At 68.0% G+C, this 26,184-nt stretch carries 27 protein-coding genes; 3 read left to right on the forward strand and 24 right to left on the reverse strand.

Annotation, left to right across the window (positions count from 1 at the left end; genetic code table 11):
* Positions 1 to 3 precede the first annotated feature (3 nt).
* Together ACWFRB_RS10205 and ACWFRB_RS10210 are read right to left on the reverse strand one after the other, a co-directional pair.
* The gene (locus ACWFRB_RS10205) at positions 4 to 444 is read right to left on the reverse strand and encodes a tail fiber domain-containing protein (RefSeq protein WP_452640725.1); all 441 of its coding nucleotides are present in this window, start codon (positions 442 to 444) and stop codon (positions 4 to 6) included.
* A gap of 14 nt (positions 445 to 458) precedes the next feature.
* Positions 459 to 599, reverse strand: a complete 141-nt coding sequence (locus tag ACWFRB_RS10210; protein ID WP_169310410.1) for a hypothetical protein — start codon at positions 597 to 599, stop codon at positions 459 to 461.
* Between the two features lie 629 nt (positions 600 to 1,228).
* Between ACWFRB_RS10210 and ACWFRB_RS10215 the strand changes: the two genes are divergently transcribed.
* Positions 1,229 to 1,873, forward strand: a complete 645-nt coding sequence (locus ACWFRB_RS10215) for an FHA domain-containing protein (RefSeq protein ID WP_452640770.1) — start codon at positions 1,229 to 1,231, stop codon at positions 1,871 to 1,873.
* Here the strand turns inward: ACWFRB_RS10215 and ACWFRB_RS10220 are convergent, their stop codons facing one another.
* Both ACWFRB_RS10220 and ACWFRB_RS10225 read right to left on the reverse strand, forming a co-directional pair.
* Complete coding sequence (locus ACWFRB_RS10220) at positions 1,874 to 2,842, reverse strand: alpha/beta fold hydrolase (protein WP_452640727.1); 969 nt, start codon at positions 2,840 to 2,842, stop codon at positions 1,874 to 1,876. It abuts the gene before it with no gap.
* A gap of 234 nt (positions 2,843 to 3,076) precedes the next feature.
* A complete protein-coding gene (locus ACWFRB_RS10225; protein ID WP_452640729.1) occupies positions 3,077 to 5,185 on the reverse strand; it encodes a DUF222 domain-containing protein in 2,109 nt (702 codons plus the stop codon).
* A 117-nt stretch (positions 5,186 to 5,302) separates the two neighbouring features.
* Here ACWFRB_RS10225 and ACWFRB_RS10230 point away from each other — a divergent pair, with 117 nt between their 5' ends.
* Complete coding sequence (locus ACWFRB_RS10230; protein ID WP_452640731.1) at positions 5,303 to 5,875, forward strand: carboxymuconolactone decarboxylase family protein; 573 nt, start codon at positions 5,303 to 5,305, stop codon at positions 5,873 to 5,875.
* A complete protein-coding gene (locus tag ACWFRB_RS10235) occupies positions 5,872 to 6,735 on the forward strand; it encodes an RNA polymerase sigma-70 factor (RefSeq protein WP_452640732.1) in 864 nt (287 codons plus the stop codon). The genes ACWFRB_RS10230 and ACWFRB_RS10235 overlap by 4 nt, the downstream gene beginning before the upstream one ends.
* Positions 6,736 to 6,745: 10 nt before the next feature.
* Here the strand turns inward: ACWFRB_RS10235 and ACWFRB_RS10240 are convergent, their stop codons facing one another.
* The 20 genes from ACWFRB_RS10240 to ACWFRB_RS10335 are packed head-to-tail and all read right to left on the reverse strand — an operon-like array spanning position 6,746 to position 26,131.
* The gene (locus ACWFRB_RS10240; protein ID WP_452640734.1) at positions 6,746 to 7,603 is read right to left on the reverse strand and encodes a hypothetical protein; all 858 of its coding nucleotides are present in this window, start codon (positions 7,601 to 7,603) and stop codon (positions 6,746 to 6,748) included.
* 47 nt (positions 7,604 to 7,650) lie between these two features.
* The gene (locus tag ACWFRB_RS10245; RefSeq protein ID WP_452640735.1) at positions 7,651 to 8,139 is read right to left on the reverse strand and encodes a hypothetical protein; all 489 of its coding nucleotides are present in this window, start codon (positions 8,137 to 8,139) and stop codon (positions 7,651 to 7,653) included.
* On the reverse strand, positions 8,136 to 8,714 hold the full coding sequence (locus ACWFRB_RS10250; RefSeq protein ID WP_452640736.1) for a hypothetical protein: 579 nt from the start codon (positions 8,712 to 8,714) through the stop codon (positions 8,136 to 8,138). Before ACWFRB_RS10250 ends, ACWFRB_RS10245 begins: the two co-directional genes overlap by 4 nt.
* Positions 8,681 to 9,994, reverse strand: a complete 1,314-nt coding sequence (locus tag ACWFRB_RS10255) for an MCE family protein (RefSeq protein ID WP_452640737.1) — start codon at positions 9,992 to 9,994, stop codon at positions 8,681 to 8,683. Before ACWFRB_RS10255 ends, ACWFRB_RS10250 begins: the two co-directional genes overlap by 34 nt.
* On the reverse strand, positions 9,991 to 11,097 hold the full coding sequence (locus ACWFRB_RS10260) for an MCE family protein (RefSeq protein WP_452640738.1): 1,107 nt from the start codon (positions 11,095 to 11,097) through the stop codon (positions 9,991 to 9,993). The genes ACWFRB_RS10255 and ACWFRB_RS10260 overlap by 4 nt, the downstream gene beginning before the upstream one ends.
* The gene (locus tag ACWFRB_RS10265; protein ID WP_452640739.1) at positions 11,094 to 12,353 is read right to left on the reverse strand and encodes an MCE family protein; all 1,260 of its coding nucleotides are present in this window, start codon (positions 12,351 to 12,353) and stop codon (positions 11,094 to 11,096) included. The genes ACWFRB_RS10260 and ACWFRB_RS10265 overlap by 4 nt, the downstream gene beginning before the upstream one ends.
* Complete coding sequence (locus ACWFRB_RS10270) at positions 12,353 to 13,375, reverse strand: MCE family protein (protein ID WP_452640740.1); 1,023 nt, start codon at positions 13,373 to 13,375, stop codon at positions 12,353 to 12,355. Before ACWFRB_RS10270 ends, ACWFRB_RS10265 begins: the two co-directional genes overlap by 1 nt.
* Positions 13,372 to 14,394 carry an MCE family protein gene (locus ACWFRB_RS10275; protein ID WP_452640741.1) on the reverse strand — a complete coding sequence of 341 codons (1,023 nt, stop codon included), beginning with the start codon at positions 14,392 to 14,394 and terminating at the stop codon, positions 13,372 to 13,374. The genes ACWFRB_RS10270 and ACWFRB_RS10275 overlap by 4 nt, the downstream gene beginning before the upstream one ends.
* Positions 14,391 to 15,560 (reverse strand): MCE family protein, encoded by a 1,170-nt coding sequence (locus ACWFRB_RS10280; protein ID WP_452640742.1) that lies wholly within the window; start codon positions 15,558 to 15,560, stop codon positions 14,391 to 14,393. Before ACWFRB_RS10280 ends, ACWFRB_RS10275 begins: the two co-directional genes overlap by 4 nt.
* 8 nt (positions 15,561 to 15,568) lie before the next feature.
* Positions 15,569 to 16,420, reverse strand: coding sequence for an MlaE family ABC transporter permease (locus ACWFRB_RS10285; protein WP_077041306.1), 852 nt, complete (start codon positions 16,418 to 16,420; stop codon positions 15,569 to 15,571).
* A 4-nt stretch (positions 16,421 to 16,424) separates the two neighbouring features.
* On the reverse strand, positions 16,425 to 17,165 hold the full coding sequence (locus tag ACWFRB_RS10290; RefSeq protein WP_037175188.1) for an MlaE family ABC transporter permease: 741 nt from the start codon (positions 17,163 to 17,165) through the stop codon (positions 16,425 to 16,427).
* A 54-nt stretch (positions 17,166 to 17,219) separates the two neighbouring features.
* A complete protein-coding gene (locus tag ACWFRB_RS10295) occupies positions 17,220 to 18,491 on the reverse strand; it encodes a cytochrome P450 (RefSeq protein ID WP_452640743.1) in 1,272 nt (423 codons plus the stop codon).
* Between the two features lie 20 nt (positions 18,492 to 18,511).
* Complete coding sequence (locus ACWFRB_RS10300) at positions 18,512 to 20,140, reverse strand: acyl-CoA synthetase (RefSeq protein WP_452640745.1); 1,629 nt, start codon at positions 20,138 to 20,140, stop codon at positions 18,512 to 18,514.
* A 24-nt stretch (positions 20,141 to 20,164) separates the two neighbouring features.
* A complete protein-coding gene (locus ACWFRB_RS10305) occupies positions 20,165 to 21,424 on the reverse strand; it encodes a hypothetical protein (protein ID WP_452640747.1) in 1,260 nt (419 codons plus the stop codon).
* Positions 21,418 to 21,969 carry a nuclear transport factor 2 family protein gene (locus ACWFRB_RS10310; protein WP_452640749.1) on the reverse strand — a complete coding sequence of 184 codons (552 nt, stop codon included), beginning with the start codon at positions 21,967 to 21,969 and terminating at the stop codon, positions 21,418 to 21,420. Before ACWFRB_RS10310 ends, ACWFRB_RS10305 begins: the two co-directional genes overlap by 7 nt.
* A complete protein-coding gene (locus tag ACWFRB_RS10315; RefSeq protein WP_452640750.1) occupies positions 21,969 to 22,175 on the reverse strand; it encodes a ferredoxin in 207 nt (68 codons plus the stop codon). The genes ACWFRB_RS10310 and ACWFRB_RS10315 overlap by 1 nt, the downstream gene beginning before the upstream one ends.
* Positions 22,172 to 23,527, reverse strand: a complete 1,356-nt coding sequence (locus ACWFRB_RS10320) for a cytochrome P450 (protein WP_452640752.1) — start codon at positions 23,525 to 23,527, stop codon at positions 22,172 to 22,174. The genes ACWFRB_RS10315 and ACWFRB_RS10320 overlap by 4 nt, the downstream gene beginning before the upstream one ends.
* On the reverse strand, positions 23,524 to 24,342 hold the full coding sequence (locus ACWFRB_RS10325; protein WP_452640753.1) for an SDR family oxidoreductase: 819 nt from the start codon (positions 24,340 to 24,342) through the stop codon (positions 23,524 to 23,526). Before ACWFRB_RS10325 ends, ACWFRB_RS10320 begins: the two co-directional genes overlap by 4 nt.
* Positions 24,342 to 25,547 (reverse strand): cytochrome P450, encoded by a 1,206-nt coding sequence (locus ACWFRB_RS10330; protein WP_452640755.1) that lies wholly within the window; start codon positions 25,545 to 25,547, stop codon positions 24,342 to 24,344. The genes ACWFRB_RS10325 and ACWFRB_RS10330 overlap by 1 nt, the downstream gene beginning before the upstream one ends.
* Positions 25,544 to 26,131, reverse strand: a complete 588-nt coding sequence (locus ACWFRB_RS10335; protein WP_452640757.1) for a TetR/AcrR family transcriptional regulator — start codon at positions 26,129 to 26,131, stop codon at positions 25,544 to 25,546. The genes ACWFRB_RS10330 and ACWFRB_RS10335 overlap by 4 nt, the downstream gene beginning before the upstream one ends.
* Positions 26,132 to 26,184: the final 53 nt, after the last annotated feature.

Here is a 26,184-nt window from a genome sequence, read left to right on the forward strand (position 1 = left end):
CTTTCAGAGTTCCTCACGGGCCGAGCGCAGCTGCGCCACCTCGGTCTCGAGTTCGACGAGGCGCCGATGAAGTGCCTGGATGGCGGCCATGCACACCCCGTTCGCGTCGGCGACGGAGATCCGCCGGTCCGTGGATCCCAACGCGAATGCCGCGGCGAAGTCCTGTGCCATCGGACCCATGTGGCGCACCGACGGGTGATCGAACCCGTAGGTCCACACGCTGAGCGGCATCTCGGCGAGGCGTTGCAGAACCTCGTCGGCGCCGGCAGGCACGGACCGGTCGGTCTGGACCCCGCGCCGGCGGCTCAGCGCCGAGTTCAGCCAGGCCAGCGGGTGCCTGGTTCGGGCGGAAAGGCGCGCACGCGCTCGCCCCCGGCCGGTGTCCACCCACTGGCCAGGGGCGTCCTGCGCGCGCTCGGTGCTCGCTTTCATGGCTTCGGTCACCGAATCGCCTCGGTTCAGTCCGTGAGTTCTGTGACGTCGTGCTTGATCGTCGCGTCGCTGAGCAACAGCCCGAGCCCGAGCCCGATCGCTCCGAGTCCGAGTCCGAGCCCGATACTGAGCGCCGCGCCGCCGAGTCCGATTACAAGTCCGAGCATGATTCCTCCTGATTGTCGTCTGGTGTCGGAAGTCCGCCGATGTGCCGAACTCCCTGTTGTGAACACCTACAACCCTGATTCATCGACGCGGGCGCCGAAACCAACCCAAGGGGTGGTGACGCCCACCCTTCCCGAAACCCGTGCGGCCGAACCCGACGACTGAAACAGCTGTGCCACAAGAGAGTTGATGCCTCTACCTTGGTCAGGGCGTCATCAGATCATCACCAGAAATCCTGTGTGTGAGCATGCTGCGGGGTGACCATGGGCGCCTCAGCTCCCTCCGACGCCCATCGCGGCGTCGTGCGAACATCGATCCCCGGCCACTGGCTCGGTCCCCGGACGGGGCCGACGCGGGGGCGTGATGCGCGTCTGTCGCCCGCCGCTCGAATAGGCGGGCGCCGCGCCGGCGGGTCTGCCGGCCTGCACGTACGCGTTCATCACAACCACCTTTGACGCAGGTCTTTCACGATACGCCGAAGCCCCTGTGCGCGGTCAGCGGCGAGTTTCCCGATTCGACCCTCACGAAAAAGTATTCGACTAGGTCGACGTGGGCGTCAAGGCGATCAAGGTTGTTCCTTACCGCACCTATCGAGAATTCGATCTTGCTGCGCGCACCTCCGGAGGGCACGATGGAACCGTGCCCTGGGGTTGTCGTGGACCGAGCAGCTGAGTCTCGCCTGATCTACTCAGACAGGGAAGGTCGACAGCACAAGCTGGACCTCTCCCCCGATAACCCACGCCTGACCGTCGGACGCTCACCCGATTCCGGGCTGCCGTTGACCGCCGACGAGGAGGTGTCGCGGTTGCACGCGGTGATCGAATGCGTGGGCAGCCACTGGACCGTCGTCGACGACGGCATGTCCCGCAACGGCACCTTCGTCAACGGTGAGCGGATCACCGGACGCCGACGACTCCGTCAGGGTGACAGCATCCGAATCGGCGGAACTCTGTTGACCTACAACGAGTTCGGCGGTGCGATCGACGACGCGACCATGGTCGCCGCGAACATGCCGAACGTGCGGTCGTTGACCGAAACGCAACGCGCGGTGCTGACCGGCTTGTGCAGGCCGTACAAGCACGGGGCGACGTTCGCCAATCCGGCGTCGAACCAGCAGATCGCGGCGGAGCTGTTCCTCAGCGTCGATGCGATCAAGACGCACCTACGCGCACTGTTCGCCAAGTTCGATGTCGAGGACCTCCCTCAGAACCAGAAGCGGGTGCGGCTGGCCGAGCTGGCCATGCAGAGCGGCATCATCAACGAACGCGACCTGTGATCAGCCGGCGTCGGCGAGGATCCCCTTGTCCGCCGAGGTAGCCGACCCGCCGTGACCTGCGCGGGCGACGAGCGCAGCCACCGCGTGCGCGACCTCGGCCGCGCGTTCCAGGATCACCGAGTGGCCGGCCCCGCTGATGCGAACGAGCTCGGAGGCAGGCAGCCGGGACGCGATGGCCGCGGAGTGCTCGAACGGGGTCATCACGTCGGCGTCGCCGCACAGGACCAACGAGGGGATCCCGACCAGGGAGGACAGCGACTCCGACTCGTCGAAGCCGATCAGTGATTCCAGGAAGCTGGACATCGTGACCACCGAGGTGTCGTTGACCATCGCGGCCGCGAGCGCGACTACCCGCGAGTCCACCCCGCGGGTGCCGCACCCGATCACTCGGACGATTCCTGCGCACAGCATGCGGCTGAGCTGCTTGGAGCCCTGCATCATCCGCGGCGCCCGGCGCACGGCCTTTCGGAAGGCGGACACCACCGGGGAGTGCAGCAGCCGGCCGAGACCGGCCTCCGTGAGTCCGTTGGCGGCCGATGCGATGAGCGCCATCCCGACGATCCGCGAGCCGATGGAGTCCGGGTACTGCCGCGCGTAGGCCAGGGCCGTCATTCCGCCCATCGAGTGGCCGATCAGCACCACCGGGCCCTCGGGTACCACCGTGCGGATGACAGCGTCCAGATCGTGACCGAGTTGGTCGATCGTGTAGGTGTCGACGGGGCCGTGTCCGGAGTCGCCGTGCCCGCGGTGGTCGTAGAAGACCATGCGGACGTCGGCGCCCCAGGAGTAGGACAGGTACTCACGGAGGAAGGACCACGATTCGGTGCGCAGGCAGTGACCGTGCACGAACACGGCGGTGATGGGGGCGTCCACCCGGCCGAACTCCTGGACGGCGAGGGGGACGCCGTCGTCTGCGAGCACCGTGATGCGACGACCGGAATGATCTCGTGCGCTCGGCGTGCTCAACATTGCGTCCTCCGTACCTGGATTCGACCTGGTCCGCTCTCTTCTGCGGGTACATACCAATCTGCTATTTGCGGTGATAAGGAGCCAGCTACCCAAGTACTCGCTATATCGACCTGAGGGTGGAGTTTCTTACACCTGGGGTGGCACCGCCCGGATTTTTCCTCATTGGAACCAGTCAATAATGGCCCGCGCGGGGCGCGCCGAACCATCACCACAGGGGCGGAACAACCTCACCCCTCAGAACGGTGGGGGCTGGTGGCGGTGGCGTTCACCCAGGATCGCGAGGTGTTCGGCGTGGTGGGTGCGCAGCTGTGCGCACCGGGCGAGGTGGCTGGGGTCGGTGATGGTGGCCAGCTCCGGGAGCGTCGGGGGTAGGTCCGTGGGCTGCATGTGGGTTTCCCACCAGGTCGGTTCGTAGATCCCGAGGTCGGGTGGTTCGGGTGGCGGTGACGCGGTTGCCGGCTTCACGGTCGGTCGAGTTGCAGGCTTCTTGACGCGGGCGCTGGGTCGCTGTTCGACGGGCAGCGGCGCGGTGATGCCGATGGTGCCGTGTGCGCCGATCCAGACGATGACATCGCCCTCGAGTCGGACGACGCGGAAGAGACGGTCCGTCTTGGCTTGGTGGTGTCGGGTGCACGCGGGTTCGCCGTTGCTTTCCACGGTCCAGCCGCCTGCGTGGGGGTTGTCGGGGTCGAATTCGACGATGTGGTCGAACTGGCAGTCGCGGGCCTTGACGGTGCAGCCGGGGAAGGTGCAGGTGTCGTACTTGTCGAAGACGGCGGCGCGGACGGCGTTGCTGGGCCGGTAGGTCAGGGCGCCGCGGGGTGGGTGGTCGTAGCCGCCGTGCCCGTCGGGGAACTGCCCGTCGAGCAGGCCCGGGTTCGCGGCGATCGCGTCGAGGACGTCAGTGACCCGAGGACCACGAGAGCTCGAATCCGGGGATCGATTCGGTGGGTCATGCCGCGGAGGCAGTTGCCCGGCGGCCCTGCGTCGAAGTCGGTAGCGGGCCGGGACGCCTGGCGATGAGGCGTGGGCAGAGCTGTCCCCTGAACAAATGTCGCCCTTCGGTTCTCGCGTCGGATCGCCGTTCGCGCAATCCGTCGGATCGGCATCTGCCGGGCCACCGCTCCAAGCCTGGGTACCCTGCCGGCCGCGTGGCGGTTCGGAGCCCTCCCCCTCGACCCCTCCACCCTCGCAGTCGCAGTCGCAGTCAGTCTCGCCAAGCTCCTCTGAGTCGACGCCGTTGCCGAGGCCAGTGCCGCAGCAACCGTCGGACCCGCAGTCGGCCTCGGCATCACGGGCAGGATCGCCTTCGCGGTCCCTGACACTGTCGCTGTCGATCTCGTTGCCGACAACGGCCTTTCGCTCCGCATCGAGGCGCCGGGCATCGGTGATCACCGCCTGCCACGTCGCATCACCCGCCAGCAACCGCGCCAACTCCGGATCGATCGGGCCGTGGCCTTCGAGGTGGCTGGGGTTGTCGGCCAGCCGCAGCAGTGTGTCGAGGTCGATATGGATGTGGACCTCCGGCTTCGGCCGCTCCGGCCGCGGCAAATGCGCCGTGCGGCAGTCGTCACGTCCGCACTGGCAGTGCAGATAGCTCTCGCCGTGCACCAACGCCATGAACGCATCGGTGCGCAGATTGTCGACCGTCCGCGGGTCCTCCCGGCACACGGTGCCCGCCATCTCCTGAATGAGACTGTCGAGGGTCCGACCCTCCGCCGCGGTCAACGTCGCGTACACCTGCGCCATGCCGTGCAGATCCGCGGTCACCGACACCCGCCGAGAGTGCCGCTCCCGCCGCTTGCGCAACTCCTCTGCCTCGACCGGGTTGATGCGGATCAACTCCCGCATCACCTCCGCCGTCAACTTCCTCGGCGTCAAATACAAAGCGGCATCAGCCAAATGACCTTCCATCCGGGCAAGCGTCGCATCGGAGATCTCCGCAACAGCATCGACGATCGCGAACACCCGCGGAAAGTCCACCCGCCCCGACACGAACACCGCACGGATCTGCGGCAGCCGCAGATCCAGCGCATTGCCCACCGCCACAAACCGTTCCGCCGTGCACGCACTCACACCCAACGCCAGCGCGGTCTCCATCTCCGCGGACCGCCCCGCCCGATAAGCGAACTCCTCCCCGAACAGATCCACCTCGTGGGCGAACTGCCGCCGCGCGAAACGCGCCGCGGTCAGCACCTTGTGCGCCGCCGCGATGTTCTCCGCCCGCCCGAACTCCCGCAACGCCGACAACGCCGCAGCACCGTCCTCGAAATCCACACCGGGTTCGTCGGCGCGGGCACCCTCGCCCGCGGCCCCACCTCGAAACCCCCCGGTATCGAACATGTGTACGAGTCTACCCGGGGCCACCGACACAAACCCGAGGACACTGCCCGCCCGGGTGTCACATTCGATCCGTGGCCGGTGTCTTCATGCCGAGAGCAAGTAACCGGAGGAGGAATGATGACTACGAGGATCCCGAAAGCCGAGCTGACCGGCATCTACGGCGCGATCGTCAAGCGGATGTCCCGCAAGATGCTCGGCGACGTGGCCGAGCCGGTCGAGGTGGCGTGGCACAACCGCAAGGTGTTGAACTTCAGCTTCACAGTCGGCCGCAAGGTGCAGAAGTGGGATCAGTGCGACCTGAACCTGAAGTCGTTCGCGCACATGGCGGTGGCCAGCATGGTCGGCTGCAGCTTCTGCCTGGACTTCGGCTACTTCCAAGCCAACAACGACGGCCTCGATCTGACCAAGGCGCGCGAGGTGCCGAGGTGGCGCGAGTCGGACGTGTTCACGCCGTTGGAGCGCGACGTCATGGAGTACGCCGAGGCGGTGACCCAGACCCCGCCGACGGTGACCGACGAGATGTCGGCGGGGCTGCTCGATCAGATCGGTGCACCCGCTCTGGTGGAGTTGACCTCGTTCATCGCGGTGGCGAACCTCATGACCCGCACCAACACCGCGTTCGGCATCGAATCGCAGGGATTCTCGGCGTCCTGTGGCCTGAAGCCGCTCGCCGTACGCTCGACGACATGACCGACGACCCGTTCGTCACCCACCGCGGCCTGCTCTTCACCGTCGCTTACGAGATGCTCGGTTCCGCCGCCGATGCCGAGGACGTCGTCCAGGAGACCTGGCTACGGTGGGCCGACGTCGACCGGGCCGAGGTTCACGAGCCGCGCGCCTATCTGGTTCGGATCGTCACCCGGCAGGCTCTGAACCGGCTCCGGTCGGTGTCGCGCCGCCGGGAGGAGTACATCGGGGAATGGCTGCCCGAACCGCTGCTCACCAGTCCCGATGTGGCCGAGGACGTCGAACTCGCCGAGAACGTCTCGATCGCGATGCTCACCGTGCTCGAGACCCTCGGCCCGGTCGAGCGGGCGGTGTTCGTGTTGCACGAGGTGTTCGAGACGCCGTACCAGGAGATCGCCGAGGTGGTGGGCAAGACGCCTGCCGCGGTCCGGCAGATCGCGCACCGTGCCCGCGAACACGTCGCCGCGCGGCGGCCGCGGATGCAGGTGGACCGGGCTCAACAGCAGGAAGCCGTGGAGAAGCTGATGGCCGCCCTCTCCACCGGTGACGTACAGGGACTGATGGAGGTGATCGCCCCGGACGTGGTGGTGATCGCGGATGGCGGCGGCATCGCGACGGCCGCGCGGAAGCCCATCGTCGGGGCCCTGCGGGTGGCGACGTTCCTGGCCCGCGCGGCAAAGTTCCCGGACTTCATGACCACGCCGACGTGCTTCAACGGCATGCCGGGAGTTCGGATCGACGTCGGTGGCGAGGCCACCGCCGTGAGTCTGGTGGTCGAGGACGGCCTCATCACCCGTGTGTACGCAATCCGCAACCCGCACAAGCTGGGACGGCTGGACCAGGAGGCGGAACTGCGGCGCTGAGGATCAGCACCTACCCGAGCTCGCCGAGTCGCCGCTCGGCCGCCTCAAGACGCCGCCGGGCGCCGAGGAGGTCGCCCTCGCTCCGCTCGGCGGACTCGGCCGCCGCAGTCTTCGCACTGCGCGCGAACTGCCGTTCCTGTTCGGCGCGCTCGAGTTCGCCCCTGAGCGCGGCGATCCGGACGTCGATCCCCGCCGCACCCTCCGATGCGCGATCGAGTTCCGCCCGTGCGCGCTCGGCGGCCGCGGTCGCCTGCTCGAGGTCCGCGGTCGCCTCGGCGAGCTCGGCTCGGGCGCCTGCCAGCACGTCTGGCTCCACCTCGGCCTGCGCTTCCGCCACCGCCTGCGGCTGCGCTTCCGTTGCCACCGGCGCTTGCTCGGCCACCACACTCAGCCCCGCAGGCCCGAACCCGCTGTAGCTGGCCGCCGCGACCACGCGGCCCGCACGAACCCGGTCCGCAACCTCGGGATCCGCGAGCGCCGCGTGCAACGTCTGCCCCACCTCCCTGAGCGCACCGTCGCCGACCTTCCGCCCGCGCTGAGCCGCGAGCCGGCCGGCCCGCCGGGTGAGCGCGCGAACGACCTGCTGCCGCTGCGAGGACAGCTGCCGCAGGTCCTCGCCGGACAACTGCCGCTGGGCGTCGCGCAACTCCTCACCCAATCGGAGAAGCGCCGCGACCTCGTCCGGCGACTCGCGGGCAAGGAGATTCACCACCCATCCGACCGTCGTCGGCTTCCGCAGCGCGGTGATCGCGGTCGCGAGCGCCCGGTCCCCACCCTCGCGGGCCCGAGCGGCGCGCGCCGTCCGGTTCTCGACGAACTCGGCGGGGTCGAGGGCGTAGAGCTCGTCGGTGACATCGTCAAGATCCACCCCTCGATCCTGTCACCGTCGACGTCGCGCCGCGGTCGACCCACCGATCAGATCGGGGTCATCTCGGCGATCAACCACTCGTCGCCGACGCGCTCCATCGTCACGATCACCCGACTCGACGTCGAGGTCGGCGCGGGTGACCGGGTGCTGGTGGTGATCTGGTCGATGAAGGCGAGCAGTCGCACATGATCCGCTGCCCCGCCGAGATAGCCGGTTTCCGCGATCCGCGCCCTGGTGCTGATGCCCTCGCTCTTCGACTTCGGGGCGACCGTGTTGTCCGCGAAGTCGCGAAACCCCTCCGCGAATGTCCCTGTGGTGCCGCGCGCCGCGTCGTCGAGGTCGGTTTCCACCGTCGCGACGTCGTAGCTGAGCAGGGCCTCGATTCGCTCCGGTGCCGCGGCAAGCGCCTCGCCGCGGGCCGAGTCCCGTTCCGCCGCCGTCCGGTTGGTCCACATCAGTGCCACCGTCACGAGCAGCGATGCGAGGAGCACCAGAACGGCCCCTGCGGCCGCGACCCGCCGCGTCCGCCGGCTCACGGCACGAACTCCACACCCGACATCAGCAGCCGGCCGTCGACCTCGTCGATCGTCACCCGCAGCCGATAGCTGCGCGGCGTCGCGGTCGGACTGTCCGCGTTGCCGACCTGTGCCGACGCGGCCACGATCACCACGCCCGATTCTCCCGACTCGCTCACCAGCGCGGCCGAGTCGATCCGCCCGTCGGAGTTCACCGCCGCGTCCCGGATCGACGCCGCGAGTCCGTCGGAACTGTCTCCGAGCTCCTGTGCGAACGCACCGGTGCTCCGCTCACGCAGCTGCGCCAGATCGTCGTCCGTGCTGCCGGTGTGCACGTCGATCAGTGCCAGCACCCCGTCGTGGGCGGCCTCGACCAGCGCCTCACGGTGCGACTCGCGCGAGCGATCGCCGAGATAGGTGGTTGTCGCCGCGACAGCGCAGGCCACCACGGCAATCGCCGCCGCGCCGGCCAACGCGGACAACAGGATTCGACGTCTACCCGACCACGAACGGGTGTCGTCATCCACCACGGGCGAGTCGGGGACCTCCGTCTCGACCTCGGTCACGGCCGCGGTCCCGTCAGCAGCTGCTGCCATCCCGGTGCCCCCTCTGCGGGCGCCGACGCGGGGGCGAGGTCGGTGTGTCGGGTACCCGCTGGGCCCGTGTACAGCTCGTCCGGCGCATTGGTCCCGCTCGGGACGAAAGGCTCCGGGCTGCGGCAGATCTGGGGGTTGGGCGCCCGCTTGCCTGGCACCTCCGTGCACGGGATGTTCCTGGAACCGCGTACCGCGAAGATCGAGTCCTGCGGCACCTTGCAGTAGAGGTCCGCTGGTGTGTCGGGGACGCTCATCTGGTTGGGATCACGACGCTCCGAGGCGGGCAGGTACCCGGTCGAGCAGGCCGCCGGGTCCTGGGCCTCCAGGTGGAAGTTGACGTTGGCGGCACCGTCCGCCTGGCCGCGCTGCACCACCGTCTCCTGGGCCGCGATGAGTGGGGGCAGGATCACCAGGACCTGTTCGAGGGACGCGTTGTACGTGACCGCGACCTGCTCGGTGCTGGTCAGATTCGCCAGCAGCAGCGGCAGAGTCGGACGCAGGTCCTGGAACAGCGCATCGGCCTCGTCCGCGAACCCCGGGCCCTTGTCGAGCACGCCGCGCACCGACCCGTCGGCGGTCGCCAACTGACCGCTCAGGTGCGCCACATTCGTGGTCCACTGCCGGATCTGATCGCCGGTCACCACCTGGGTCTCGAGCAGCGGGGCGAGTTGCTGAACCAGTGTGGTCGCGGGAGTGGTCGCCGCCGACGCCTGGTCGACGAACGAGGTGGTCGAGTCCAGCAGCCGCGCGAGGTCCGGCGCCCGACCCGCGAAGGCGGCAGCGGATTCGTCGATCACCGCGCGCAACTTGTCCTGCGGAACCGATTCCAGCATCGCCTTCGCCTGGTCGAGAACCGGGCCGATCTCCTGCGGCACCGTTACTCGGGTGGCCGCGATGACGTCGCCATCGGCGAGGAACGGCCCCTCGGTGCCGGTCGGCTGCAGGTCCACGTACTGCTCACCGATCGCGGACACGCTGCGCACCGCGACCGTGAGGTCGCTGCTGGGCACCGGCACCGCGCTCTCCAGCGTCAGCTCGGCGCGCACACTGTCCGGGTCGAGTCGCACCTCCCGCACCCGGCCGACGGTGTCACCGCGGTAGGCGACGTTCGCGTTGCGGTACAGGCCACCGGCATTCGGCAGTTCCACGGTCACCGTGTAGCGGCCGATACCGAGCGCGGTCGGGATCCTCAGGTAGGAGACAGCGGCCGCGGTCATGCCGATCACCGCGATGACCGCGAAGATCGTCAACTGCGTGCGGACCATTCGCGTCAGGATCATCGACCGCTCCCCTGCTGGCCTGCCGCGGCCGTGAGCGGCGCGGTCATCGGGTTGGTGGCCTTCCCGCCGGACACGGACGGGGGCGGACCGAACGGCGTGCCGAAGCCGAGGCCGGTCCGCAACCGGTCCGAGGTCAGGTCCATCAATGCCCACAGATTCGTGTAGTCGCCGCGCATACCCTGGTCGATCGCCGTCTGCGGGAACGGGAAGGTGCTGAGGTTGCCCAGGTTGTTGATCAGGTCCGGTCCCGCCTCGACGACCTTGGCCAGGGTCGGCTCCAGTGCCGCGAGATCGGCCTTGAGATCCTCGCGGCTCCTGTTCACGAGATCGGTCCCCACGTCGCCGAATCTCCCGACCGCGTCGAGGGCCGCCGTCAGGTCGGCGCGCTGCGCGGCCAGCACCGCCATCGCCGGGTCAAGGGTCTCGATGGCCTGACCGAGAACGTCTCGCTGAGAGCTGATCTCGCCCGCGAACAGGTCCAGGTTCGCCATCGTGGTCACCATCGCGTCCCGCTGCCGGTCCAGGATCTCGGTGAGCGAGTCCAGCTGCGGCAGCAGATCCCGCACCGCGTCCTGCCTGCCGTCGAGCGCCTTGTTCAGTTCGGTGGTGATGGTCTGCACCTGGGCGAGCCCGCCGCCGTTGAGGACGACCGACAGCGCGGTCAGCGCCTCCTCGGTGGTCGGGTACACCCCCGCCGAGGCCAGCGGGATCACGGACCCTTCTTCGAGCCTGCCCTCCGGTGCGACATCGGTCGGCGCCGCCAGCGCGATGTGCTTGGAGCCGAGCAGGCTGGTCTGGCCGATCTTCGCGGTCGCATTGGCCGGGAGCTGCACCGAATCCTCCAGCGACACGGTCACTCTCGCATGCCAGTTCTGCGTCTCGATGGCGCTGATGCTGCCGACCGTGACGTCATCGACGAGCACCGGCGAGTTCGGGCTGATCGTGGTGACGTCGGGCATCTCGATCACCACTGTGTAGCTCCCCTCGCCCCGTCCGGCCGCGCCGGGCAGGGCCACCGAGTTCAGCCCGCTCCACTGGCAGCCGGACAGCAGCGTCGCGGCGGCCACCATCGCGCCGCCGATCCCCCACGCGCGCTTCGTCATCGGATCGACCTCCCTGGTGTCATCAGCTCGGCCAGATTCGGCGGCACCGGGACCGTCGGCATGGTCAGCGCAGGCATCGACGTGGCGGCCGCCGCCGGCTTCAACTGCGGTTCGCTGTACACCAACTGGTCCGGGGTGGCGCCGAGCGCACGCGTCGGATTGAGGCTCAGGTCCGGGTAGTTGGCCCTGACGGTGTTCAACAGCGGACCGAGGCGCTGGGCGCACAGTTCCGCGCCCTTCTCGGACGTCTCGTTCGCCAGGCCTGCGATGCCGCCGCAGATCAGGTCGATCGGGTTGCCGATGTTCTGGAAGGCGGGCACCCCGACCATCGCGCCCTGTGCCGGCCGGTAGACGTTGTAGTAGTTCGACAATGCGGTCGGCCCCAGGTGCAGCACCTTCTCGAGGCCGTCCTTCTTGTCCACCAACACCTGCGACACGTCCGCGAGCGTGCGTACCTGCTCGGTCAGACCGGCCCGGTTCTGGGCGACGAAACGCTGCACGTCTGCGATCGCGGTGTCCAGCTGTGCCAGCGCGGGCGCCAATTGCGTTCGGTTCTCGGCCAGTACCCCTGTCACGGTCGCGAGTCGGCCCTGGAACTGCACGATCTGCTCGTTGCTGGCGGCCAGCGCGGTGGTGAAGGCCTGCAGACCGCGGATCGTGCCGAACAGATCGCCGCCGCTGCCTGCGAGGGTGCTCATCGCCCGCGACAACTCCACCACGGACTCCCCCAACGCGGCGCCGTTGCCCTGCAACGCGGTTCCCGCCCCGTCGAGCAGGTTCGCCGCTGGACCGCGATCTTCTCCGTTCGGCCCCAACGCCTCCGCCGCCCTGCCCAGTTCCTGCTTGACCCGGTCCCACTCGACAGGGACGGCGGTGCGATCGAGTCCGATCTCGGCGCCGTCGGCCAGAGCCGGTGCCGACTCCTCTGTCACCGCCGGGGTCAGCTGAACGAACCGCGCGGAGACGAGGGACTGCGCCACGATCACCGCCTTCGCGTCCGCCGCCACGGGCACCGAGCGATCCAGTTCGAGTCGCACCCGCATCCGGTCGCCATCCGGGTCGATCCCGGTCACCTTGCCGACATCGACCCCGACCACGCGCACGTCGTCGCCGACGTACAGGCCGGTGACGGAGGTGAAGTAGGCGGTCACCCGGTAGTGCCGGAAGTGTTCCACCGCAAGGTAACCGGACACCGCGACCGCGGCTGCCATTGCGAGGCCGACCCCGCCCACAGCCATCCTGCGCCAGGTGATCATCAGCGGACCTCCGGAATCGGCAGCGGGGCGGGCGGCAGCCCGAACATCGCGTTGATAAGCGGCTGGTTGTACTGGGCGGGCATCAGGTTCTGGATGTACGCGTAGTAGAACGGGCCGCTGGCCACGGTGTCGCCGAGGGTGCCGACATAGGTTCCCAACCCGTCGATGCCCTGCGCCAGATTGTCCCGATTCTTCTGCAAGATCCCCACCACGGTATTGAGCTCGTCGAGGACCGGGCTCAACTGTGCCTCGTTGTCGTGCACCAGCCCGCTCAACTGTGTCGAGACCGCCGAGACGTTCGTGATCACCTCGGACAGGGCGCCCTCGCGACTGACGAGCTCACCGAGCAGGGCATTGCCGTCCACGAGTAGAGAATTCACCTGTGGACCACGCTCGGCGAGCAGTCCTGCCACGTTGTTCGCGTCGGCGAGCAGCGCCCGCAGGGTCTCGTCACGGCTGCTGAGGCTGGTGGAGATCCGGCTGACGCCGTCGAGGGCGGGCCGCAGGTTCGGGGCACTGTCCGCCATCACCTTCCCCACCTCGTCCAGCGAGGCCGACAGCTGGTCGAGGTCGATGTCCTCCACGGTTGTGGTCAGGTCCCCCAGGACATCCGGCAAGGAGTACGCCGACCGGGTGCGTTCGAGCGAGATCTGGCCGCCCACCGGCATCCGGCCGTCGTCCGCCAGATCGAGGGTGACCGCCCGCTTGCCGAGCAGCGACATGGTGGTGATGGCGGCGGCGGTGCTCTCCCCCATCCCGATCGATCCGTCGAGGGTGAAGCTGACCAGGGCGCGCCCGCCCTCGACACCGATCTCCTCGACCGTGCCGATCTTCACTCCCGCGGCGTTGACCTCGTCGCCGACGGCCAACCCGCTGGCGTCGTCGAACACCGCGCTGTACCCCACCCCGGACTTCAGGAACTGAAGGTCCTGATACTGCAACGCGGTCAGCACCACCGCCGCGGTGACGGCGAGTCCGATCACCCCGACCCGCACCGCGTGGCTCTCCACCATGTTCCTCATCGCGGCGCACACCTTCCGGTCTTCTGGTCGACCAGGTCGACCGTGATCGGCCTGCCGTCGGCACCGTCGACCTTCATCGCGATCCCGCACAGGTAGAAGTTGAAGAACGAGCCGTACGCGCCGACCCGGATGAGCTGCCGGTAGTTCGCGGGCATCGATTCCACGATCCGGTTCAGCTCACCCTGCTGCTCGATCAGTGGATCCAGGCTCGTGTTCAGCTCGGCAAGGGTGCCCGCGATGTTCGGCCGGGTGTCGGTCAGCAGGTCGGCGAAGGTGCCGGTGGCGGTGTTCACGCTCGTCACCGCGGCGCCGATCAGTTGGCGGTCCGCGTCCAGACCGCTGACCAGCTGCTGCAGGTGGTCCAGGGTGCCGCTGAACTGCCCACCGCGAGCCCGTAGTTCGCTCAGCACCCCATCGAGATTGTCGATCACGCGGCCGATCAGCTCGTCACGGTCCGCCAGGGTGTTGGTGAGCGAGCCCGTGTGCGCGAGCACAGACGTGACGGTCCCCGACTGTCCCTGGAACACTTCCAGCAACGACATGGACAGCGCGTTCACCTGGTCCGGGTCGAGTGCCTGGAAAAGCGGCTTGAAGCCGCCGAGCAACGCGTCGAGATCCAGTGCGGGCGCGGTGCGTTCGACCGGGATGGTCGCGCTCTCGACGAGTGGCTCGGCGGTGCCCGGGCTGTCGAGCAGCTCGAGGTACCGGTTGCCGACCAGGTCCTGGTACCGCACCGCCGCTCTGGTCGCGACGGTCACCGTGTTGCCTGCGTCGACCGTGAACTCCACCTGGGCCCGCCGGTTCTCACCGAGCTCGACCGTGCTGACCGCGCCAACCGGCACCCCAGCGATTCGCACCTTGTCGCCGGCCTTGAGACCGGACACGCTGGTGAACTCGGCGCCGTACGAATTCGCGCCGCCGCCACGCAACTGGCCGAACACGAGGATCAGTCCCGCGTTCACCAGCAACATCACCAGAACGAAGATCCCGAACTTGACGGTGTACCCGCGGACCTTCATCGGACCGCCGTTCCGAACAGGTAGGTCATCAGGTTCGCTGTCGCACCGCTCGGCATGCCGCCATTCGGCTGACGCTGCGGGTCAAAGGGATTCACTCCGATGTCGGTGACCAGGAAGTGCGCGTTGACGTTCGGGTCACGCAGTGGCAGTCCCATGCAGTGCGGGCCGCCGGTCGCCGCGACCTTGGGCAGGTCGTCCGGGTAGTGATAGGGCTCGGTACCCGCGATCAGGCCGATCGACATCTTGATTCCCGGCTGTCCGTTGTACGCACCGTCGCCGATCTTCTTGCTCTCCTGCAGTCCGGTGAACATGCAGGGGATCACCGGCGAGTACTCCTCCAGGAGCACCGCGGTCGGGCGCAGCAGCGAGACCACGTCGACGGCTGCGTTGCTGTTCTGTGTCAATACCTCTCCCCCGGTGTTCGCGAGCCCGGTCACCTCGAGCAGTAACAGGTCCAGGTCCGCCTGCCGGTCCACCACGGTGTTCCCTGTGGTGGTCAGGGCGCCGAGCGAACGCATCAGGTCCGGGGCAACCGCGGCATAGGTGTCGCTCACGGGCGGCAGCTCGGTCAGCACCTGGTCGAGCGCGCCGCGGGCCGCCCCGAACTCCACAAGCGACGAGTCCGCCTGCCCGAGTGCGACACCGAGCCGGTCACCACGGCCCTGCAGCGCGCTCGCGAGGGCCGCCAGCGTGGCGTCCAGCTTCTCGGGCTGGACGGTGCGCAGCACCTCGGTCAGGTTCTCGAAGACCGTGTTCATCTCCACCGTCACGTGTGAGGCATCGATGGTCGAACCCGCGGCGAGCCGCTCCGTGCTGGGCTGCTCGGGCGCGGACATGCTGACGTACTTGGCTCCGAACGCCGTGTTCGACGTGACCTGCACGTCGACATTCGCCGGGATCGCGTCGAGTGCATCGGGATCGATCAGCAGCGACAGCAGCGCGGTGGACTCGCCGGAATGGGTGATCGAATCGACGGTGCCGACGGTGACGCCCGCCATCTTCACCCTTGCGCCTGGATCCATCACCAGGCCCGCGCGCTGGGCCACGACGGTCACAGGAACCCGGTCGGAGAAGGACTGATCGAACATCGCCACGGCCAGCGCGACGACGCCCCCGATCGCGGCAACCAGCGCGAGTGCGGCCAGCTTGTACCCGTTCGTGCGCATCTGCCTCCCTATCCCGACAGGTTGAAGTTGCCGGACCCGCCGTAGATGGCGAGCGAGACGAGCAGGGTCACCGCGACCACGCAGATCAGCGACAGCCGGACCGCGCGACCGACCGCGGTGCCGACCCCGGAGGGCCCACCCGTCGCGTGGTAGCCGTAATAGGTGTGGATCAGCATGACCAGCATCGCCATCACTAGGACCTGCACGAACGACCACATGACGTCGATCGGGTCTAGGAAGGTCGAGAAGTAGTGGTCGTAGAGCCCAGACGACTGGCCGAACAGCACGACGGTGGTGAACCGGCCCGCCAGGAACGAGGCGACCAGCGCCAGCGAGTAGAGCGGAAGGATCGAGATCATGCCCGCCACCACGCGGGTACTGACCACGTACGGAACGGAACTGATCGCCATCGATTCGAGCGCGTCGATCTCCTCGCTGATCCGCATCGCGCCGAGCTGCGCCGTCGAACCGGCGCCGATGGTGGCCGACAGCCCGATGCCTGCGATCACCGGCGCGGCGATCCGCACGTTGATGAAGGCGGAGAAGAACCCGGTCAGCGCCTCGACCCCGATGTTGCCCAGCGAGCTGAAACCCTGGATCGCGATCGTGCCGCCGGAGGCCAGGGTGAGAAACCCGACCACGGCCACGGTCCCACCGATCAGGGCCAATGCTCCTGTGCCCATACTGATCTCGGCGATCAGCCGCAGCACCTCCTTGGGATGCTTGCGCAGCGCCCACGGCACGTGCGCGAGCGCGCGGACGAAGAACACCGCCTGGCGGCCGATGTCGTCCACGGTCCGGGACAGGCCTGCCGCCCGGTTGCGGGTACGGCCGAACTTGCCGGTCGTCGCCAATGCCATCGCGTCAGCCCGCCGTCAGCCGGATGCCGACCGCGGTCACGATGGTGTTGACCACGAAGAGCGCCATGAAGGCGTAGACCACGGTCTCGTTGACCGCCTCCCCCACGCCCTTGGGCCCGCCGCGCACCGTCAGCCCCCGGTAGCAGGCGACCAGCCCCGCCAGCAGGCCGAACAGCGCCGCCTTCACCATCGAGATCGCCACCTCAGGCAGGCCGGTCAGCAGCGTGATGCCGTCCGCGAACGCGCCAGGGTTGACACCCTGCAGGAACACCGAGAACACGAATCCGCCCGCGATGCCGATCACGCACACCAGCCCGTTGAGCAGCAGCGCGACCACCGTCGACGCCACCACTCGCGGGATCACCAGCCGGGTCACCGGATCGATCCCGAGCACCTCCATCGCATCGATCTCCTCGCGGATGGTGCGCGAGCCGAGGTCGGCACAGATCGCGGTGGCCCCGGCACCCGCGACGATCAGCACGGTCACCACCGGGCCGACCTGGGTGACCGCGCCGAGGGCGGCGCCTGCCCCGCTGAGGTCCGCCGCCCCGATCTCACGGAGCAGGATATTGAGCGTGAAGCTGACCAGCACGGTGAACGGCACCGCGACCAGCACCGTCGGCACGATCGACACCCGCGCGATCATCCAGCTCTGTTCCAGGAACTCCTGGAGCTGGAATCGCGTGCGCACCAACCCGACCGCGACATCCGCCCCCATCCGGTAGAAGTGGCCGAGCTCGCGCATCGGCCCCTTCAGCGTCGTACTCGCCACGAGCCCTCCCCTGTCGTGTGCACGCCCTCAGTGCGCTACGGGACACCCAGACGCGCGGGTTCCGTAGTCGACCTCGAAGCTCGTGATCCCGTTGATCCATCCGGACTGCAGGCGGCGAGGGTCACCGAGCTTCGAGATGTCGGGCATGTGGTCTGCGATCTTGTTGAAGATCAAATCCAGTTCCATTCGGGCCAGATTGGCCCCGATGCAGTAATGCGGCCCGGTCCCACCGAAGGCGAGGTGCGGGTTCGGATCTCTGGTGATGTCGAAGGTGCGTGGGTTGTCGAACACGTCCTCGTCGAAATTCGCTGACCCGTACAGCAGTACCACTCGCTGTCCCGCCTTGATGGCGGTTCCACTGATTTCCGTATCCACCAGTGCCGTTCGCTGCAGCGAGGTCAGCGGCGAAGCCCAGCGGATGATCTCGTCCGCCGCCGTGCGGGGACGCTCACGTTTGTACAGCTCCCACTGCTCGGGGTGCTCCATGAACGCCATCATGCCGAGTGTGGTCGCGTTTCGGGTCGTTTCATTGCCTGCAACCGCGAGCATGATCACGAAGAAGCCGAACTGCTCGGGGGTCAGTGCCTCCCCGTCCACATCGGCGTGCACCAGCGTGGAGATGATGTCCTCGAGCGGCTCCGTGCGGCGCGCCTCCGCGAGCTGGTAGGCGTACCCGAGAATCTGTGCCGACGCCATCCGCGACGCGCCCTCGAGGGTCTCGTCGTCATATCCGGTCATCTGGTTGGACCACTCGAAGAGTTGTTTCCTGGCGTCCTCCGGGACCCCGATCAGTTCCGAGATCGCCTGCATCGGGAGTTCGCTGGCGACCTCGGCGACGAAATCCCCGCTCGGGTTCGCCACCGCGGTGCGGGTGATGAGGTCCGCGCGCTCGTCGAGGGCGGCCCGCATCGACTCGACCGCACGCGGGGTGAACAGCCGCGAGACCAGTTTGCGCAGCTGGGTGTGCTCGGGTGCGTCCTTGTTGATCAGGACGTGCTTGGTCACCTCCAGCTCCTCGGAGGAGATGTCGTCCTGGTGCCGCGGGATCGACCCGTTGACGTGGTTCGAGAAGTGCTCGGGGCGGCGCGAGATGTCGCGCACATCGGCGTGTCGCGAGACCACCCAGCAGCCGCCGTCGTGGAAGCCGCCGGTGCCCGGTTCTTGCTCGTTCCACCACACCGGGGCACAGCGGCGCAGTTGCGCGAACTCGGCGAGCGGCACTCGTTCGCCGTACAGCTTGGGATCGGTGACGTCGAAGCCCTTCGGGAGGTCGAGCGCCGGGACGTGCAGATCGGTCATGGCAGGCCTTTCGGGGCGGGTCAGTCGATTCGGTGATCGGGCGCGCGGCCGGCGGCGTGGTCTTTGGCCCAGCGGTAGTCCGGCTTGCCGCTCGGCGTCCGCTCGACCTCGTCGGCGATCCAGAATGCTCGGGGGATCTTGTATCCGGCGAGGTGGCTGCGGGCGTGCTTCTCGAGGCTCTCGAAGTCGGGCGCGCCTGCGCGGGGACACAGCACCGTGGCCACCCGGTTGCCCCAGCGTTCGTCAGGCACCCCGATCACGATCGCGTCGTACACGTCGGGGTGTGCCTTGACGATCGCCTCGACCTCCTCGGCGAACACCTTCTCGCCGCCGGTGTTGATCACCATGTTGCCGCGACCGAGAAGCGTGATCGACCCGTCGTCCTCGATCCGGGCCCGGTCGCCGGTCACCACGGCACGCGCCCCATTTATCTCGCGGAAGATCTCGGCCGACTTGACCAGGTCGTTGTAGTAGCCGAGCGGGACGTAGCCGAGCTTCGCCAGCCACCCCTCCCCGCCGGATCCCGGTGCGAGCAAACGGTTCTCGTCGTCGACCACCACGGTGTGCCGGTGCGAGCCCACCTTCGGCCCGCCGTGCTGCTCGAAACCCTTCGTGGCGAATCCGATACCGCCGAAGCCGGTTTCGGACGAACCCACCGAGTCCGAGATCACCAGGTTCGGGATGGCCTCGAAAAACGCGTCCTTGACCGACGCGGAGAACAGCGCCGCCCCCGAGGCCACCACGGCCAGGCTCGACGTGTCCGCGTGGACGTTCCGGTAGGCCTCGACCAGCGGCCGACCCATCGCGTCGCCGGTGATGACCATCGCCGTCGGCCGGTGCCTGGCGACCAGGTGCCAGGTCCGTTCGGCATCGAACTTCGCATCGTAGACCACCGCATTGCCCGCCAGCAGCGCGGTGAACGTCGGCATCAGCGCCGAGGTGTGGATCAGTGGCGGCAGGATCAGCATCCGGATCTGTTCGCCTGCCGCCCCGGTGCGGGACTGCTGGTACTCGTCGGCGATCGGCTCCCCTGTGAAGAAGTCGAGGCCGCCGCCGAGGACCCGCCACATGTCCTCCTGCCGCCACACCACCCCCTTCGGCCTGCCGGTGGTGCCGCCGGTGTACAGGATGTAGACGTCGTCGCCGCTGCGTTCGTCGAATCCTCGGGAGGGGGACGCAGCGGCGAGCGCCTCCTCGTATCGGACCGCGCCGGGAACGAGCACCTGAGCCTCGACGGCGGCCGGTTCCAGCTCGTCCGGCACCTCGATGAGATGCCTGATCCGGGGCATCGCGGGCGCGACCTCCGCTACCCGCTCGCCGAACCCGCGGTGATACACCACCGCGTCCAGGTCCGCGTCGTCGTAGAGGTAAGCCAATTCGTCTGCCGTGTAGCGATAGTTGACGGTCAGCGGCACCGCCCGGATCTTGAAGGCCGCCAGCACCGCCTCCATGGTCTCGATCGAGTTGTGCATCTGGATGCCGACGTGCGCTCCCGCACCCAGCCCGACCGACTGCAGGTGGTGGGCGAGCCGGTTCGCCCGCTCGTCGAGCTCCCGGTAGGTGACCTGCCCGTCACCCGCCATCACCGCGACGCGGTCGCCCATGGCGTCGACGGCATGCTCGAACAGGTCCGCGAAGGTATATGCCATGCGAGTCCTTCCAACGTTGGGAGCTCAGATCACCGTGAGCGGCAGGGGGATTCCACGATCGGTGAATGCGAATGCGGCCCCGGTACTGACCCGGGTGATGGCGACCTCCACGCATTCGGGCGCGGGTTCGTCCTCGGTCACCACCTCGACGAGGAGTGCATCTACGTCCTCCGCGAGCAGGCGGACGGTGAACCGGGGATCGACCCCGCGTACCAATGCCTGCAGCGGCTCGAGGTGCTCGCCGTCGATCAGGGCAGGCCAGCCCCCGTCGGCGTCCGCAGCTCCGCCGCGACCGAGCCACAGCTCCAGCCGCCCGCCCCCGAGCCGGATGTCGCTGTCCACGTACTGCTTCGGGTTCAACAGCGGATGCACCGACAGCACCTCGGCCAGGCCTGCCAGGTCACGCGGCAGTCCGAGCGCGTCGCGGATCCGCTGCGCGGCCACCCCCGCAATCCCGGTGAGTTGCTTGCGCGTGATCTCGAGCGCCTTGTCCTCCTCCGCCCGCTTGCGGACCGCGAGGAGGAAGCCGAGCGCCAGCAGGTGGTGTTGCAGGCAGACCTCCTCCGCGATCCGTACCAGGGCCGAGTGCGAGAAGTCCGCGAACCGGACGTCCGAGAGCAAGGGACCCGAGTAGTCGTGCGCGCCCTCCCCCGTGCGGTCGATGGGGCTCAGCTCAACCGAGTTGGCCGCGGTACGGCCGATCTGCTCGGTGTGCGCGGTCATCTGGGGCGGCTCGTGCGACGGATCGATGACGACGGTCCACGCGCAGTGCGGCTTCCGGTCCGCCGGTCGGCGCGGCGGGCGGTGGATGGGCCGCACCTGTGCGTGCGGGTTGGTGGCCAGCGCGGTCGCATCGAAGGTCGGGTCCTCGATGTCGTGGCACATCGTCGTCACGTACTCGTCACCTAGCGGCTCGACGTCCATCAGGGCGCCACAATGATCGAGCCAGAACTCGCCGTGCGCGGGATCGTCGACCCGGTACCGAAAGTCCATGAACTGGGGCGGTGCCCCGATATCGAGCTGTAGTCCCTTGAAGATCGTGACCACGTCGTCGCCCTCGTACCCCAGCGCCTTCTGCATCCTGCGCGTGTACCAGGGGCTCGACGCCTGCCACTCCTCGATCGCGACGGCCGCCATGCCCTCGCGCCCGAACTCCACGATCAGATGCGCCATTCCCGAGCGATCGATCAGTTGCCCGCAGAGCAGGAGCTCTGGCACCAGTGTCGCGAGATCGGTGCGGGAGCGCGCCGCGAACGAATCGGTGACCGCCACCCCGCTCACCACAGTGGAACCGGGGCGCCGCCGGCCGGGTACCAGCCGGGGAGCTTCTCCCCCGAGACCGACCGCTGGATGCGAGCGTTCATTCCGTCCGAGAGCGCGCCGTCGGTGATCATCTCCATGAACAGCGCCGAGACGTTGCCGAAGTCGAAGAAGTCACGCTGCCAGGACCACTGGAAGTCTCCGCCGTAGCGGAACCAGCTGCCACCGATACCGTGGACGGAGTAGTTGCTGCCGTCGGCGCGGGTGGCGTCGGCGACCTGCTTCCAGAGGCCGATGACGTTGCCGCTGCGCTCGTCGACGACGAATTCCTGATAGGGGTACTGCCAACCCTCGAGGCCGAACATCTCCTGGCCGAGCGCAATGTCACGGATCTCGTCGCGGCCGACGGCCATGAAATCCTGTTGCGGCCCGTAGTTCCAGCCGTAGGTAGCGTCCTCGGTGTACATCTGCGCCAACGGCTTCCAGTCACCGGCTGCCTCGCAACGCTTGTTCTCCTCGACCCATCGCGAGACCATCTCGTCGAGCTCCGCGCGATCGAACTGGGACATCACTGGTCTCCTTCGGATTCGGTCATTCTCAGCGCGCGGGTCGGGCAGAATTTCACCGCGTTCTCCACACTCGCGCGCATGGACTGGGGCGGGTCGGGCTCGAGGATCTGCACGGTTCCGTGCTTGGGCACGGAGAAGACCTCGGGCGCCTCCATCTCGCAGGCGGCATGCCCCTGGCACAGGTCCGCGTCGACCTCGATCCTCATCGAGTTCCCCGCCTGCGATACCGGACCCGGCACGGTTGCTCGAGCTGGACGACCATCTTGCTGTGGTCGTTCCGGTACGACTCCGACGGCTGTGCCATCTCGAACTCGAAGTCCCGCAAGAGGATCGAGAATATGGCCTTGAGCTGCATTTGCGCGAAGGCGGCCCCGACGCAGCGGTGCCTGCCTGCCCCGAACGGGATCCAGGTCCATCGGTTGACGATGTCCTCCTGGTTCGGATCGATGTAGCGACCCGGGTCGAAGTCGTCCGGGCGCGGGAAGTCCTCGGGGATCCTGTTGGAGATCGCCGGAGTCGCCGCAACCAGGTTGCCCTTCTCGATCCGGAAGCCACCGACCTCGAAGTCGTCGCGCGCCAGCCGCAGCAGGATGATCAGCGGCGGGTGCAGTCGCAGGGTCTCCTTGACCACCGCCTCCAGCACCGGGATCTGCCGCAGCGCATGAAAGCTGATGTCGGCGCCGTCCGAGTACAACTCGTCCAGCTCGCCGACCACCTGTTTCATGGCGTCCGGGTGCCGCAGCAGTTCGATCAGGCTCCAGGCCGCGGTGCCGGAGGTGGTGTGGTGGCCCGCGAACATCATCGAGATGAAGATGCCGGTGATCTCGTCGGCGCTGAACCGCTCCGCACCGGACTCGTCCTTGATCGAGACCAGCACGTCGAGCATGTCCCGGTCGTCCTTGCCCCGAGGTGGGTTCTCGACCCGTCCGGTCATGATCTCCTGCACCAGTGCCACGAGCGCCAGTCGCGCCTCGTCCCGGCGCCGGAAGCTCTCGATCGGTGCGTACGGATCGACGAACGCGAGTGCGTCCGTGCCCTGTTCGAGCTCGTGGTAGAGCTTGGAGAACCGATCGTCGAGCTGGTCGCGGAACTTCTTGCCGATCAGGCAGGCCGAGGAGGTGTAGATGGTCAGCTCGGCGAAGAAGTCGAGCAGGTCGATCTCCCCCTCGTCGCCCCAGCCCGCGACCATCGCCTCCACCTCAGCGCCGATCGTCGCGGCGTGGCCCTTCATCTGCTCACCGCGCAGTGCCTGGTTGTGCAGCATCTCCTTGCGCCGCTCCGGGCTGGCGTCGAACACCACACCCGCCCCGAAGATCGGCTTCATGAAGGGGTACGCGGCCTGCTGGTCCAGGTCCTCGTCCGACGAGCGGAAGAAGAACTCGTTGGCCTCGGCCCCGGAGAGCAACACCACCTCTCGGTCGGCGAGCCGGAAGGTCCCGACGTCGCCGCACTCCTCGCGCACGCGGCGCATCAACGCGATCGGATCGGTGCGCAGTTCCTCGAGGTGGCCGTGCTCGTGCTCGCCGCCGGACACGCGTTGGGGATCTCGCAGACTCATCTCTTCGCCTCCGTCGAGTCGGGGTGGTTCTCGGTGACGCGGGCGCTCAGCGGCGCCTCCGGCTGGACCTCGACCAGCACCAGGTGCGCGCCGCGCGGCGCCGACACCACCGCGACGACGGCGTTGGCGATGTCGGAGGCGCGCAGGAAGTAGCCGTGCCTGGCGAACCCCCAGGTCTTCCAGGATTCGGCGAGCGGGCCGATGACCTCCGGGGTGGAATCCATCCCCATCCCGGTGAGCGTCGGCCCCGGCCTGACGATGGAGGCGCGGATTCCGGTGCCCTCGAGCTCCATTCGCATCTGCCGCCCCATCGCCTCGAGTCCCGCCTTGGCCGCGTCGTAGGCACCCATCAGCGGTCGTGGACGGTCCGCGCAATCGGATCCGATCAGCACGAAGTCGCCGCGCCGCCGCTCGCGCATGCCGGGCAGTATCCGGTGCGCCAGCCGTTGCGCACCGACCAGATGCACCTCGACCTGCTTCAGGAATCGCTCGGGCTCCATCTGGTCGGCCGCACCGAACTCGAGGTCGCCCGCGCCGGAGAGCACGATCTCCGTCGGTCCCATGGCATCCTCGGCGGCCGTGACGAACTCGTCGACCGAGGCGGCGTCGGTGACGTCGAGAAAGTGTGCGAACGCCTCGCCGCCACCCTGCCGGATCTTCTCCGCGATCGCCTCGCACTCCGCGACGCGCCTGGCGCCCAGCGCAACCGGGTGGCCGAGCTCGGCGAGCGCATAGGCGGTGGCGGTGCCGATCCCCGAGGACGCGCCGGAGATCACCGCGGGCCTGCGCTCCGGGTTCGGTTCGAATCGTGGCATCAGCGCACCTGCACCTTCACCGGGAGGGCCGCGAAGCCCCTGACGTTCGTCGAATGGACGCGCTCGATCCCGGACTCGTCGACCTCGAAGTCGGACACCTTCCTGGCGAACTCGGCGAGCGCGATGTTGGCCTCGAGCCTCGCCAGGTGGGCTCCGAGGCAAAAGTGCACGCCGCCACCGAAACTCGCCAGTTTGTTGGTCGAGTTCCGCCCGATCTGGAACTCGTCGGCATCCTCGAACACGCCGGAGTCCCGGTTTGCGGAGCCGATCAGGAGGAGCATCTTCTCCCCCGCGGGCACGGTCTGGCCGTAGTACTCGAGATCCACCGCCGTGGTGCGGGCGACGATCTGGCTCGACGTGTCGTAGCGCAGCGTCTCCTCAACCCAGTCCGGTGTCCTGTCCGGGTCGGCGAGCACCGGCGCGACCTGGCCTGGGTGGCGCGAACCCCAGTACAGCGCGTTCCCCAGCAGCTTGGTGGTGGTCTCATTGCCCGCCACCACCATCAGGAACATGAACCCGAGGATCTCCTCGTCGCTGAGCCGGTCACCGTCGATCTCGGCTTCGAGGAGCGCGGAGGTCAGGTCCCCGGTCGCCGACCGCCTGCGCTCGGCGATCATGTCCCGGTAGTAGCCCATCAGGCTGATCGAGGACTCCACCGCGGCCTGCGGGACGTCTTGGACCCCGTCCTCGCGGTGCACCACCAGGTCCGCCATCCGTCGCAGCTCCGCGCGATCCGGCTCAGGCACCCCCATCAGCTCGGAGATCACGTCCATCGGCAGCCTGCCTGCCACCTCGGCGATCCAGTCGAACTCTCCCGCCGCCAGCGCCGGCTCCAGGTACTGATCGGTCAGTTCCAGGATGCGACCCTCGAGCTCGGCAACCCGGCGGGGCGTGAACCCACGAGAGACCAACTGCCGCAACCGCATATGCCGCGGGTCGTCCATGGCGAGGAAGGACATCACGAGGTGAGCGTGCGGTCCGTACGCGGCCGGGTCGAGCGAGACCCCGTTGGCACTCGAGAGCCGGCGATTGTCCTTGAAGGCGTCGGCTACGTCGCCGTGCCGCGAGAGCGCCCAGAACCCGATGTCCGGATTGTGATAGATGGGCGACTCCTCACGCAGCCGCTTGTACGTGGGGTACGGATCGTCGTGGAAGGCGTAGTCGTACGGATTGAAGACCACCGGGGTGATCAGGGCTTCGGTCATCGTGGCTCCAGGATCAGTCTGGCGGAGGCCTCCAGTCGCTGCGCGAGTTGCGGGTAGGACCCGTATCCCATCCCGGCGCGCAGGAGAGCTCCCGCATAGAGAAGTTCGAGGGTTTCGAGCAGTTCTGGGTCGTATCCCGGGCCGAGGGCCTGCCCGAGCCGGTTGTGGATCTCGAATCCGATCCGGCCGCGCAGGTGCTCGACGTCCGGATCGGCGCCGAGTAGGGCGCCGGTCACCGCGTCGGACACCTCAGGCTCGTCGGCCAGCAGCAGAGCGATCCCGCGCAGCACCGACAGCACCCGTTCCGTGCGGCCCTGGCCGGTGCCGTCCGGAACCTCGGAGGCCGCGAGCCGTCGCCAGAAGACCTCGGCGACGAGGTGTTCCTTCGACGAAAAGTAGGTGTACGCGGTCGCGGGGCCGACGCCTGCCCGCGCGGCCACCGCCCGCACGGTCAGCCCACCGAACTCCTGCTCGCGCAGCACCTCGACGGCGGCACCGGTGAGTCGCTCGACGGTGTCGGCCTGCTTCTCGGTCAACCGTCTGCGGGTCGACTCGAAACTACGACTGGACACGTGTCTGGACATTACTACGGTCTCCCGTCCGGCGGTACCCGTTTTCGCGCTCGACTTCGCCATTC

The sequence above is a fragment of the Rhodococcus sp. NPDC055112 genome (assembly GCF_053607505.1).